The following is a 13,528-nucleotide window of genomic DNA, read 5'->3' as shown; positions in this document are numbered from 1 at the left end:
TAATAATTAATAATTAACCATTGAAATTATTGTCAGTGCTCTCCCCTCAAGCCTTAAACTCTTTAGCCTTTAGCCTTTTGCCTTTAGCCTTCTTCCTACTTTCTTGCCATCCTGTTAAATCACAAATCAGTTTTAACAACCAGGAAGAAGTAATTAAAAAACCGCTTGCAAAAATCCAGTTTGACTCCAGTACCTATCATTTTGGTGAACTGATCCAAGGTCAACTATTAAAGAAAGAAATATGGTTTACCAATGCGGGTACTGTTGATTTACAAATCGAGCTCATCACTGCTTGTGAGTGCACCACCCTAGATTGGACTCGATTGCCGATTGCTCCCGGTGCCCGATCTAAAATTTCAATTACCTACAACAGCAAAGACAAAGACGGTCCGCAGATTGTGGATGTGGAAGTAATCGCCAATACGGAACCTGCGTCGACCTATTCGAAATTTAAGTTGAACGTAAAGAAATAATCAAATAAATAAAAGTTTCTTAAGGAATTCTGTCTATGACATTTTCAAAAGAATAGCTTACGATCTTCTAATTTTCTTTTTTATATTGTTTAATTAAAATAGTAGTATCCAATATGCTTTTTCTTAGGCTTTTTTCATTGTCCTTATCAAGATGAATGTAAAGTGGTTGGACCTCAATGGGATCAAGTACTTCTTTATTTTCAACTTGACTTGATTTGCAAGCCAGAAAGTTAATAAGTATAACTATTTTAAAAATAATGTTCATAACTAAAATCCAATTAAACCTTGCATATTGAACATTTAAAATGCTTCTACAAAATTAAATATACTTGCCGGAATTAAATAAACTCCCAAAATGTTATTTAATATACGATATATCTCAGATCCATTCCAAGAATTTAGATCCTTTTGAATTTATTCAAATTTAAACTGAAAACCTGGAAACTGAATTGCTCATGAGACAGTTTGACGAGCCATTATCAAAAAAAGCCAATTTTCCCCTACCAGGTTCTTCTCATACTGATCCCAACTTGTACCCATACTGACCCGGGGTTGTTCCCATAATAATGGGTAAAAAACCGGCTGACACGCCTTTAGGTTTAACACAATTTGAGCTATGTGGAATTTCAGCTTAATGTAAAGCATCTAGGATCCCGGGAGTATCCATTCTTTATCTATTATTGAGCTAAGAATGATTAACGTAACAGCTTAATAGCTTAACAGCTTAACAGCTTAACAGCCTAACAGCTTAACAGCCTAACAGCCTAACAGCTTAACAGCTTAACAGCCTAACAACCCTCATTTCAAGCCATACTTTAAAATTAACTTATCCCACAGAATTTTACTAATATATACAAATATGTTACATAATATACTGATAATTAAATAAATACCTATTAATAATTCAAAATATTAATTACATTTTATTATATTCCTATCAGGGGAAACCCTGAATTTCTAAAAATTTTCTTAATGAAATTAGGATGCTACGGAAGCAAAGTGCTATTTTCGTGTCGTATTCTTCCCTTTGTTACTTTAGATCGTTCTGATCTAATGCCTCAATCACAGTGTCTGGTTTTGTCAGTGAATGGCTTTCCCAGATTTTGGTAAGCATTGAAAACTATTAAATATTATTATCATGAGGCATTTAGTACAATTTAAAGCATCCCCCGTAAACTACTGCTTGATGGTGGCATTATTATTAATGACTGCCTGTACTAAGGACGAATCTAGCGTAGTCATCAGCGAACTCAGTAAAACCAAACTGGAAAATGGCAAAATTGCCAATGACTGGATGGCTTTGAGCTTGCAGTTGACGTCCGAAACTCCTGGTTATACAGCACCCATCGCCAGCAGAGTGTATGCCTATTTAGGCCTTGCTATTTATGAAACCGTTCAATTAGGTATGGATCGCCAACCTAGCTTGCAGGGTAAATTAAATGGCCTTTCTAACAACAGCCTTCCAATTATTGCTGAAGGTGGAGAAGTGAGTTGGTCACTGGCTGTAAATGATTGCATGTATGCATTGTTTAATCATTTTTACAGAAATACAGCTCCGGCTGGATTGAGAAAAATCCAGGATTTGTATCAAACCAATGACATTGAGTTATCAAATACAGTGAACCCTGACATTGCTAGAAAATCCAGATTGTTTGGACAAATGATGGGCAAAGCTATTTATGAGTACTCCCTTACAGATGGACAAGATTTGGCTTATCTAAACAACTATCCTGTAAATTATACCCCCCCGCAGGGTCAGGGTTTATGGGCCCCCACTTCCAATCAAATTAAAAAACCACTCTTGCCTTATTGGGGAGAGGTTCGAAGCTTTGTGAAGGAATCTGAAGAAATTGATTTAAACACACCTCCTACGTATTCTAAATCTACCAGTTCTGTATTCTATGCCTACGCATTGGATGTAAGAAACAGAGTAAAAAATTTAGATGCCAATACCGTAAGTATGGTTAAGTATTGGAATGATGATCAGGACAATGCAATATCAGTTTCAGGCCATATGATGGCCATCCTGGTAAGCATTCTGAATAAAGAAAATAAAGACCTGGCTTTCACTGCAAAAGCATATGTGATGTTGGGGATTGGATTGCATGACGCAACCGTTGCTGCATGGAAAGTAAAATATAAATACAACATGCTTCGTCCGGAAACATACATCCGCGAAAACATCGATGCGGATTTTGAATCTTTAATCAGTTCACAGGCAACTCCGGAATATTCTGCTAGTCCATCTGCAGTAGCAATGACCAGTTCAGAAATTTTAAATGAATTGTTTGGTTACAATTATGCATTTACGGATCGTACCCACGAATTCAGAAAAGATATCAACGGTGCACCACGGGCTTATAAATCATTCCAGCAAATGGCGGATGAAATCAATATGTCCAGTTTGTATGGAGGAATCCACTATCGTTTTAGTCTGGAAGCCGGACAAAAACAAGGAACCTACATCGGCAAAACCATCAACAGTCTAACAATGTAAGTATAATAGGGCCCAAATTCTGACCTGAAATAGCTCCTCAAAAGGGAGCTATTTTTTTTGTCCTTTTCTAAAAATTATGGTTCTAATTTCTATATGGTTTATTAAAATAATATTCTACTTATTAGTTTTAATTCATTACAGGATCCCAAATTGATTTCGAAGAAGGTTTTTTTCTCGCACTATCTACTTTCTTTAATTTACATAATTTTCCAAATACGCTCAAGTTTTAATATTCTAATTTGGTGGATTGACCAAAACACTTATATTTATAATAAAATAATCAACATGAGAGTTATAATTCGCCGTATTTCAGATAACCTTAAGGGTATTTTCATTACTAGCTTTATCTGTTTTCAAGTATTCTTGACAGGGGCCTATGCACAAAATGTTTGTGATAATTTGCAATGTAATCAAAACGTAAAATTTAGTGTCGAATTTGGAAAATCCTATCCTATAAATGCTTCAAAATTGTTGATCAAAGGATTTTGTTATGACCGAAATTATAAATTGGAATACTTAAGTAAAGGCGTTTTATATCCTTTGGATACTTTAACATACGATTTACCTCCTTTTCTCAAATATCATCTAACTGACTTGTCTAATGGAAATGATTGTTGGGGTTTCATTACTTTAAATAGGGTGGGTTGTGGAGTTCCATTTAATCCAATTCGCGGAACTAAATCCTATAATTTATTCTGTTACGAATCCAGTAATGTAGATGATATTGGTTTTAATATTCCAGATAGTGTAACGTTAATTAAAACAAGCGATAAGAATTTTGTAGCAGTCAATTGGGCAGCTTGAGGGGCAGTCAGGATTGATATTATAAAGGAAACTACTATTTATGGAAGTTGTGATTCAGCATACCAACATATTATCTATCGTACCTGGAGAGTAACCAGTCCAGATAACCGCCAATTTGAATTTAAAGATACCATTACGGTTTCTTATTGGGATTTGGATTCTACCTATGTTTTGCCTAATTATAATGGAATAGATAATCCGATTTTTGATTGCAGGGATTCCTGGAAAAGAGGCAGAAACGGCAATCCGGATGGCTCTTTGAGTTTTGAGAAAGCCTATCGAAATTGTCAAAATTTAGGCACTAACTATTCTGATGATACACTTTCTATTCAACCGGAAGGATGTCATCGGATTTTGGAATTAAAAAGAAATTGGATCATACTCGATTGGTGTAAGGGCGAGGCGATTTATCCTTCACAACTGGTTTATGTGCGATGTTACAACGACAGTATAAATCCTGTAGCTCTCTGTAAATCTGGAATCATTGAATTCCAATTAAATCAAAACAATGTGTTGACCCTTAATGCAGACGAACTTTTACAAGATGCTACCGATAATTGTGGATTAGCTCAAACCAGTTGGGATGAAGCCGGATTCATCCAATCAAAACAATTTGGATTGGCGGATACCGGAAAAATTCTTGATTTGAAAGTATGGGTCTATGATTCATCCGGAAATAAAACTTCTTGCGATGTGCAACTTAAAATTCTACCCAATCTAATGGTAGGAACAGAAAATAAAAAGACACCAGACAAGTTGGCATTTTATTTTGCACCCAATCCAGCTACGGGTCCGGTTGAAGTATTTATTAGTTCAAAAAACAAGCTACAGGGAACATTTAGTTTTTATAATCAATCCGGAATCAAATTACTTAACATTCCTGTAGATTTTAAAAATCAAAATGGTTGGAAATTTAATATAGATGGAAGTTTACAACTCAAACAAGGAATGTATTATGGGGCGTATCAGGATGGGCAGTATTCTATAATAATTAAGTTGGTGATACTTTAATAAGAAGTGTTCTCTGTTAGAATCTCAATCGCTCTCACTTCCCAAACCAAGGGTTTAAACCCTTGGTTTGGGAAGTGGGAGCGATTGAATTTTATTTTACCACACTGCCCAAGTACCAATCTTCCTTGGCACTGATAAATGTCAATCGGCCATCGGCATCTTCCGCCATTAGGATCATGCCATTGGAGTCTATTCCTTTTAATTTGCGGGGAGCGAGATTTGCTAAAAAAACGACTTGACGGCCGATAATTTCTTCTGGTTTGTAATATTCAGCAATGCCGCTTACAACAGTTCGTTTTTCGAAACCTAAATCTATTTCAAGCTTCAATAGTTTATCTGCTTTGGCTACTTTTTCTGCAGCAATAATTTTTGCAGTGCGCACATCAACTTTGGCAAAGTCATCGTAGCTGATGGTTTCTTTTAATGGCAAATGTTTTGATTCCATAATGGTTTCAGAATTTATTGGTATCGTTTGATTTTCGCTGTGGTGAAGTTTGTCAATTTGTTTTTGAATGAGTTCGTCATCCAGTCGTGTAAATAAATACTGCGCTTCCTCAATTTTATGACCGGCTTCAATGATAAATTCACCTTCAGCAATTTTTGTGAGCATATCTTCCAATTCGCCGCTTGCGTTTAGATTCGGAAGATTCAACATCTTTCGAAGTTTAATGGCCGTAAATGGTAAAAATGGTTGCATGGTCATACTCAATGCAGCAACATAATGCAGGGCTAAATTCATAACTACTTCAACCGTTTCAGGTTGAGATTTTTGTATTTTCCAGGGTTCGTTATTTTGTAACAATTGATTTCCGGCAGTACAAATATCCATGAGTGCTTTAAGTGCAGCGCGAAAATCGTATTCCCGGATGTGTTGATTAACTTCTTGAATTAAATCAAACAAATAAATTAATTCAGCATCGTGAAAGCCACCCAATTCATCTCCTGCAACGCCTTCAATTATTTCATCAGGATCAAAATCAGGAACCACTCCTTTGTAATATTTGTGAGTAAGTGATAAGACCCGGTGAATAAAATTGGATAAATTATTTACCAATTCATTGTTGTGTGCATCTTGAAAACCTTTCCAGGTAAATTCGCTGTCTTTTTGTTCCGGCATATTTTTAATCAAATAATACCGAAGCGAATCTTCTAAACCCGGAAGTTCTTCTAAAAATTCATGAACCCATACCGCCCAATTTCTGGAAGTGGATATTTTATTCCCTTCCAAATTCATAAATTGGTTGGCGGGCACATTGCTGGGTAAATTGTATCCACCATGCACTTTGAGTATTGCCGGAAAAATGATACAGTGAAAAACGATATTGTCTTTTCCTATAAAGTGAATCAATTCAGATTCCGGATCTTTCCAATAAGATTCCCAGTCTTTATGTTGTTCTTTTGCCCATTGTTTGGTAGAAGAAATATAACCAATGGGTGCATCCATCCAGACGTATAATTTTTTTCCTTCAGAGCCTGGTATTTCTTTGGGTACATCCACACCCCAATCCAGATCACGGGTCATTGCTCTTGGTTGCAGGCCCCCTTCGATCCAGGATTTACATTGACCCAGTACGTGATTTTTCCATAGATCCGGATCGTGATGTTCTTGACCATCCAGGGTGCCATTTACGATAAAATCTTTGATCCAGTTTTCATATTCATCCAGTGGAAGATACCAGTGTTTGGTTTTGCGTTTTTCTGGAGTTTCTCCGCTGATCACACTTTTTGGATTGATGAGATCGGTAGGATTCAAAGAGCTGCCACAGTTTTCACATTGATCACCGTATGCATTTTCGTTGCCACATTTTGGACAGGTACCCACAATGTAGCGATCTGCTAAAAACTGTTGGGAACTAAGGTCATAAAATTGTTCGGATTCTATTTCGCGAAATGCTCCTTTATTGTAAAGATTCAGAAAAAATTCTTGTGAAGTTTGATGATGCAAAGGATCTGAGGTCCGATGGTAGTAATCAAAAGAAATTCCAATCCCATGAAATGTTTTTTGAAATAACTCATGATAGGTATTGATAATTTCAGAGGGTGTTTTTTTTTCTTTAAGAGCCCGCATGGTTATGGCGGCCCCGTGTTCATCTGATCCACAAATGAAGACAATATCTTTACCCATCAATCGCTGAAACCTAACATAAATATCAGCAGGCAGATACGCACCACAAAGATGGCCCACGTGCAAAGGCCCGTTTGCATAGGGGAGTGCAGCAGTAACCAAATGACGTTTGAATTGGATCATCCTTGTTTTTAACAAATTCGAACAAAGATAAACTTCTGGTCTTATATATAGAATTTTTATATATAGACCCAAAGGATGCTGAGAATCCTGGTCCGGGAGCTATTAATTCAGGAATTAAACTATTTTTGCCGAGCTGGAATTTAGAATGCCGAAGTGGTGAAATTGGTAGACACGCACGTTTCAGAGGCGTGTGTTCGCAAGAACGTGCGGGTTCGAGTCCCGCCTTCGGCACAAAAATAGTTCGAGCGCTTACAAGCAAAGCTTGAAAGCGTGCCGACATCCAATAGAAGGAAGCTTCTTTATGAGGATGTTTGCATTGGATCGTCGGCGTCCCGCCTTCGGCACAAAAATAGTTCGAGCGCTTACAAGCAAAGCTTGAAAGCGTGCCGACATCCAATAGAAGGAAGCTTCTTTATGAGGATGTTTGCATTGGATCGTCGGCATCCCGCCTTCGGCACAAAAATAGTTCGAGCGCTTACAAGCAAAGCTTGTAAGCATGCCGACATCCAATAGAAGGAAGCTTCTTTATGAGGATGTTTGCATTGGATCGTCGGCATCCCGCCTTCGGCACAGGTTCAAATGGTGACGAAGCTTTACTTGTCAGCATGCCGGCATCCAGTAGAGTGAAGTTGCTGTTTAAAGAGCATAACATGGGATCGTCGGCGTTTGGACTTTAGCTCAAACCCAGTATTTATTGGGTATTGAGTGCATTTTAATTCTTAATTCTTCATTTTTAATTAAAAACCATCCATTGACATGAAATTTCCAATCGGTTCTTTTAGTTGGGCGGATTTAACAGTTGAAAAAGCGCCTGAAATCAGAGATTTTTACGCCGCCGTCGTAGGCTTTACATTTTCAGAAATCCCCATGGGCAATTACAGTGATTATTGCATGAATTCTCCGGATGATGGACAAACCAAAACCGGAATTTGCCATGCACGGGGAGGAAATGCCAATTTGCCACCCATGTGGTTAATCTACTTTTATGTCCGTGATCTGGATGCCAGTTTAGAGAAATTGAAGGAGTTGGGTGGATCGGTTCTCACTGGACCCAAGTCTTATGGCGGGACTGCTCGTTATGCAGTTATTAAGGATCCGGCAGGAGCTTGTTGTGCTTTGTTTCAGGAGTAGTAATTGAAATGTCTTTGCATTTTAGCCTAAGCATTACATTTTAATAAATTTCTTAGTGTGGTTTTTAGTACCATGAAATACATTGACTATGTATAATCCTTTAGTTAAAAATCCTACATCAATAGTAATTTGGTATTCTGTATGATTTTGTAAAAAGGATTGTTCTAGAAGTATTCGTCCTTGTAAATCATAAATTTTAATAGCATCAAATTGGCAGGTATTGAAATTTAATTTTATGTTTTCGTTTGCTAAAGTTGGAAAAATTGAATATTCAAATGCATGTGGGAGTATGTTGTCAATAATTAGTTCCCGAGTAAAAGCACTGTACTCTTTAAAATCAACTTTTGCTTTATACCTACCGTTTTGATTTGGAATGATAAAATTGTTTGATGTTACACAAATTAATTGATCGTTTAAATACCAATGATAGAGCTTGCCTTTGTTGACAAAAATGGTATCTCCAACTATTCTGACCAGGGCTTCCGGTTTGTCATACATCATTTGTAAATCCATAATGGCTGGTTTACAAAATTGTTCAATCGTTTTTTTAAGCGCACCATTTTTAATATCAATTACTGCATATTTGTAACTGTCGTTTTGTGCCCAATAGGGTACAATATAGTTTCCATGGATATGATCAACTACGGCCATTTGTGCATTTACAATTCCTTTATAATCCGGAATTTTAGTCAAGAGCCTTTTGGTTCTATAACAATCCGAACTGACAAAAATCGAACCTAATATAACAGAATAAATTTCATCGGTCAATATATTTGGATTAAATGCATTTTCTTGTCTTGAATATATTTTACATTTTGTATTGCCGGATTTACAATCAATTACTGCGAGATACCCTTCGGGAGTTAAATAATGATATTCATTAATTTGAGGTAAATAACAACGAACATGTCCAAATATTCTTGCATTTAAATTAAAAACTTTGGACAGTTTGACTGGAATCAAGTTGGAAAGAGCTAAAGAATAAAAACTTCCTGATTTAATATAGTATAACTTCTCTTCAAATGGATCGTATTCCATTTCACCTGTATAAAAATTTGCAGATTGGATTTCAAGCGTTTGCAAATCGATTATATGAAAATTTCCGATACGATCCGGCAAACCACCGCTAAAAAAGTAACGGCCATTGTATCGATCAATCGCAGCAAAAAAATTTAGATTAATAAAGGGTCTTTTGGAAAATGCTATCAACGAATCACAGGTTTTATTTTCCAAATCAATGGAAACAAAATACCGGTCCATAAATCCATAAATTTTTTGGGAAGTACCTTCAAGGCAAAAACCAAAAATTATAAGGTACAAGTACAAACATCGTTGTGTCCGAAAATGAAAAAAAATATAATTTAAATTCAGCATTAAATTTATTTTCGCTTTAGTATTAGAATAAAGTTGTAGATTGACCAAAATTAATTCAATCCCATTTCATCAATTTTTCGATTTTAAAAACTCTTCCTTGTTCTAATATTTTAACAAAATATACACTTCTCGAAAAATTACCCAACTCAATCCCATTACTCCCCTCATACAATCTCTGAGATAATACCAATTTTCCATTGAGATCAAACAATTCAAGTAGCATATTTTCAGGATTATAATCCAAAACATTTACGATAAAATATTCTTTACAGGGATTTGGCAATATTTCGATTTTGATTTACATTCAGGGTCTTACAAAGTGTATCTGCTCCATTTTTATTCTTAGCGATTAGACATACATCATAGACTCCTTTTTGACTGTATCGATGCAAAGGATTCTGTAAAGTACTCACCATCCCATCCCCAAAATTCCATTCCCAATCGGTGACTTCATAGGCACTCAAATCAGTAAATTCGAAATTTAAATAATCTGACGTATCTTGATCATGTCGCCACCATGCCCAGGGGATATTGTCTATTCCCAATGTATCACAAGTGCTTCCATCTAAAGGTCCAAGTCGATAATTTGGCATATTGGGTATGCCATAACCCCTAATGTCTTCAATGCGAAACTGTTTGACTTAGGAAGACAGGCTATGCCTTTTTCATTTGGTTTATTGATTCGATGCATAACAAAATTACTGTATGCATTAGAGATGTAGATTCTGCCATCAGGGCCTAATTGATGTAGATTATATTGTGATCCCCAAGCTGTTTGACTTTCTATCGTGTCTATTAAATCAAGAAAGCTAAAAGATTCAGGATCCTGTAGATCGAATTGGTATAGATTCTTTTGTTCACTGTAATATAAATATCTAGAATTTGGAGAAAAACTTATACCAGAAAAACTTGAAGTTGGAAAATTTCCCATCCTAATAAATTCAAGATTTCCATTACATCGATCAAACTTATATAGTTTAATGTACAAACCTTCTGAGAATGTAATTGCATCTAATAAAGCAAAATACTCACCATTTGGAGAGAATACAGCTTGACCATATCCTTCTTTTACAGTTGGGCCAACATTTTGAGTGCCAATAAAAATAATTCCTTCAGTTGTTAATAAATACTTATAAAATAAATTCGTATTTAATTTATTGAGAATAATCCACCAATCTCTTCCATTGGCATGCCTACTTGCTGTAAGGCATCCTTCATTTAAAGTATCAAAAACAATAGTATCTTGTTTAAAAACTTTATTATTAATTTTATTAATTTCTAAATATTTTAAATCTTGAATGAAAAATATAGGCGAGTTTAATATTAAATTAATATAAATTAAATAGCAAATAGAGTCTGATTTTGGTTTTTCTAAGAACAATGCACCTTGGTTTGCATGTAGCCCATCCCAATACTTAATTCCCAAATTTGTAGCTCCTGCTACTTTTTTAAAATTGGCATCTTCTACATCATACCCATTAGTATAGTATAATAAATTTCCATCTTTATCAGAAATGGATGCATTGGTTTCAAAAATAACCATCTTTCCTTGAGCAGCAAAACTAACTGTTGGATTTCCGCTATTAAAATCTACTAAAGTAGTTCCAAATTTAGGGTCCCCTTTGCCTCCATCATATCCAAAAACCCAATTAAAATCATACCGCTGACTAAAGCCAGCGGTATGATTTAATAAACTAAGGATAAATAATATGGTTCTTGTTATTCCACGCATTCGATCAATAATTTTTTTAAGATGATATTGCCATTTAAATATTCAATCTTCAAAAAGTAAATGCCACTTTTAAGATTGATTGTACTTAAATTAATGAAATTTAATGATTTCGCATTTAGCTCACTTTGAATATTTCGACCATGAATATCTAATACCTCAATTTTGAGAATGGGTGTCTCGTTATTTAAATTTCCAATTATTTCCCACCCCTTGGTAGGATTAGGGTATTTTTTGATTCCATTCTCAAAGTCGATATTTTTAGAATTGTATATCGCCTGGCATTAAAAATATTGAGTACTTCATAAAAATACATTTTAGGTTAATAAATAATTCATTCCATTCAAATGCGCATTTTAATTTAGCAAACTAGCTAAATGACGCAATTGATTACCTTAAAATTTTGAATAATTTATAGGATCAAAATATTGAAATCTTGACGGGTGTGATTGTGTTACAAAAATATAATACGCAACAAGTAAACTCCAAATATTTTGTGTTAAAATTTTCAATTCAGATGAAAAATCAAGGTATACCCTGATTGCAAACTAAGGGTTTACCCTGATTATATAAATAATTGTAATATGACATTTGTATTTTTTTGGTATTACTAAAGCATTGTAAATTATCGTATCCCAATTTTTAAACTAATAAACTGCTACATCAAAACATTACAGAATTGCAACATTGATTCATTTCCTACAGACTTAAGACTTCTTCTCTAAAGACTAAAAATGCAGCATTGCATTATTTTATCGTCTCGAATAATTCGGTGATTCTTTGGTAATCGTAATATTGTGAGGATGTGATTCATTGATGCCACTGTTCGTGATGCGTACCAATTTGGCTTTTTGTAAATCCTTGATGGTTTTAGCACCCACATAACCCATGCTGGCACGCAGTCCACCAATGTATTGCACCATGACTTCTGATACCGAACCTTTAAAAGGAACTCTTCCTTCGATGCCTTCTGGAACCAACTTTTTAATATCATCCTCTACATCTTGAAAATAGCGATCCTTACTACCCAATTGCATGGCTCCCAATGAACCCATTCCCCGATAGACTTTAAATTTTCGTCCTTCATAAATGATGGTTTCTCCCGGGGCTTCTTCTGTGCCGGCAAATAAAGACCCTCCCATAATCGTATGCGCTCCGGCGGCCAATGCTTTTGGAATGTCACCTGTATATCGAATGCCTCCATCAGCAATGATTGGAATTCCTTTTTTCTGGATGGCTTTTGCAGCTAATGCAATTGCTGTCAACTGTGGTACACCTACACCGGCTACAATTCGGGTTGTACAAATACTGCCCGGACCGACGCCTACTTTCACCCCATTGACCCCGGCAGCAACCAAGGCCAGGGCGGCTTCGCCGGTTGCAATATTGCCTCCGATGATTTGAAGGGACTTGAATTTTTTACGCACTTGTTTAATCATTTGCAATACCCCTTGAGAGTGCCCATGGGCGGTATCAATGCAAATGACATCCACATCTACATGAACCAGGGCTTCAATGCGATCCATGGTGTCTTTGCTGATACCTACTGCAGCGCCGACCACCAAGCGTCCTAAATTGTCTTTACAGGAATTTGGAAAATTCTCCAGTTTCATAATATCCTTGTAGGTGATCAATCCAATCAGGGTACCGTCTTTTTTGACTACCGGTAATTTTTCAATTTTGTGTTTTTGTAAAATGGATTTGGCCTGATTGAGTGTGGTTCCTGCCGGCGCCGTGATCAAATGTTCTTTGGTCATGATTTCTTTAATCGGCCGATTGGGATGTGCTTCAAACCGAAGATCCCGGTTTGTCAAAATACCAATTAGTTTATGGGCCTCGTCGATGATCGGAATGCCTCCAATACGATGTTGCGACATCAGCAATAAGGCATCACTGACTTTTGCTTTGCTGTCTAAAGTGACCGGATCAATGATCATTCCGCTTTCTGACCGTTTTACACTCCGTACTTGCCTGGCCTGGGCTTCAATGCTCATGTTTTTATGGATGATTCCGACTCCGCCGGACTGTGCCATAGATATGGCCATGTCTTTTTCGGTGACTGAATCCATGGCTGCCGATAAGATGGGAACATTAATTTTAATGTCTGTGGTTAAACGACTGCTAATGTCCGTATCCCTCGGGAGTACATCCGAATAAGCTGGTACTAATAAGACATCATCAAATGTAAGCGCTTCCTGAATCGGAAACTGATTGGTAAAGAACTGGGTTTCCATGTGCAAAGATATAACTTTGTGCGGATT

Annotated in this window: 12 protein-coding genes and 1 tRNA gene; 6 read left to right on the top strand and 7 right to left on the bottom strand. The window is 36.2% G+C overall.

The features are described from left to right. The first annotated feature begins 20 nt into the window (after positions 1-20). The 4 genes from IPK91_07410 (at position 21) to IPK91_07395 (ending at position 4,785) form a co-directional block, all read left to right on the top strand. A complete protein-coding gene (locus IPK91_07410; protein ID MBK8297092.1) occupies positions 21-473 on the top strand; it encodes a DUF1573 domain-containing protein in 453 nt (150 codons plus the stop codon). 1,138 nt (positions 474-1,611) lie between these two features. Next, the gene (locus tag IPK91_07405) at positions 1,612-2,970 is read left to right on the top strand and encodes a vanadium-dependent haloperoxidase (GenBank protein MBK8297091.1); all 1,359 of its coding nucleotides are present in this window, start codon (positions 1,612-1,614) and stop codon (positions 2,968-2,970) included. A gap of 285 nt (positions 2,971-3,255) precedes the next feature. Continuing rightward, positions 3,256-3,774 (top strand): hypothetical protein, encoded by a 519-nt coding sequence (locus tag IPK91_07400; GenBank protein ID MBK8297090.1) that lies wholly within the window; start codon positions 3,256-3,258, stop codon positions 3,772-3,774. A 153-nt stretch (positions 3,775-3,927) separates the two neighbouring features. Continuing rightward, positions 3,928-4,785: a hypothetical protein gene (locus tag IPK91_07395; GenBank protein ID MBK8297089.1), complete on the top strand. Its 858-nt coding sequence runs from the start codon at positions 3,928-3,930 to the stop codon at positions 4,783-4,785. 91 nt (positions 4,786-4,876) lie between these two features. Here IPK91_07395 and metG read toward each other — a convergent pair whose 3' ends face one another. After that, entirely contained in the window at positions 4,877-7,033 is a 2,157-nt protein-coding gene (gene metG, locus IPK91_07390) for a methionine--tRNA ligase (GenBank protein ID MBK8297088.1), read from the bottom strand. Between the two features lie 147 nt (positions 7,034-7,180). On the opposite strand from metG, the gene IPK91_07385 reads away from it, so the two are divergent. Both IPK91_07385 and IPK91_07380 read left to right on the top strand, forming a co-directional pair. Beyond that, positions 7,181-7,264: transfer RNA gene (locus IPK91_07385), tRNA-Leu, on the top strand. 525 nt (positions 7,265-7,789) lie between these two features. Then, positions 7,790-8,164, top strand: coding sequence for a VOC family protein (locus IPK91_07380; protein ID MBK8297087.1), 375 nt, complete (start codon positions 7,790-7,792; stop codon positions 8,162-8,164). A gap of 33 nt (positions 8,165-8,197) precedes the next feature. Here IPK91_07380 and IPK91_07375 read toward each other — a convergent pair whose 3' ends face one another. The 6 genes from IPK91_07375 to guaB all read right to left on the bottom strand — a co-directional run bounded on the left by IPK91_07375 (position 8,198) and on the right by guaB (position 13,501). Beyond that, positions 8,198-9,424, bottom strand: coding sequence for a T9SS type A sorting domain-containing protein (locus IPK91_07375; protein MBK8297086.1), 1,227 nt, complete (start codon positions 9,422-9,424; stop codon positions 8,198-8,200). A 169-nt stretch (positions 9,425-9,593) separates the two neighbouring features. After that, positions 9,594-9,821: a T9SS type A sorting domain-containing protein gene (locus tag IPK91_07370; protein MBK8297085.1), complete on the bottom strand. Its 228-nt coding sequence runs from the start codon at positions 9,819-9,821 to the stop codon at positions 9,594-9,596. Then, positions 9,805-10,131: a PKD domain-containing protein gene (locus IPK91_07365; GenBank protein ID MBK8297084.1), complete on the bottom strand. Its 327-nt coding sequence runs from the start codon at positions 10,129-10,131 to the stop codon at positions 9,805-9,807. The genes IPK91_07370 and IPK91_07365 overlap by 17 nt, the downstream gene beginning before the upstream one ends. Then, positions 10,104-11,270, bottom strand: coding sequence for a hypothetical protein (locus IPK91_07360; GenBank protein MBK8297083.1), 1,167 nt, complete (start codon positions 11,268-11,270; stop codon positions 10,104-10,106). The genes IPK91_07365 and IPK91_07360 overlap by 28 nt, the downstream gene beginning before the upstream one ends. Next, a complete protein-coding gene (locus IPK91_07355; GenBank protein ID MBK8297082.1) occupies positions 11,258-11,542 on the bottom strand; it encodes a T9SS type A sorting domain-containing protein in 285 nt (94 codons plus the stop codon). The genes IPK91_07360 and IPK91_07355 overlap by 13 nt, the downstream gene beginning before the upstream one ends. A gap of 477 nt (positions 11,543-12,019) precedes the next feature. After that, positions 12,020-13,501, bottom strand: coding sequence for an IMP dehydrogenase (guaB, locus tag IPK91_07350; GenBank protein MBK8297081.1), 1,482 nt, complete (start codon positions 13,499-13,501; stop codon positions 12,020-12,022). Between the last annotated feature and the right edge of the window lie 27 nt (positions 13,502-13,528).

It is taken from the genome of Saprospiraceae bacterium (assembly GCA_016712145.1).
Classification (GTDB): Bacteria; Bacteroidota; Bacteroidia; order Chitinophagales; family Saprospiraceae; genus Vicinibacter.
This window is presented reverse-complemented; position numbering and strand designations above follow the sequence as displayed.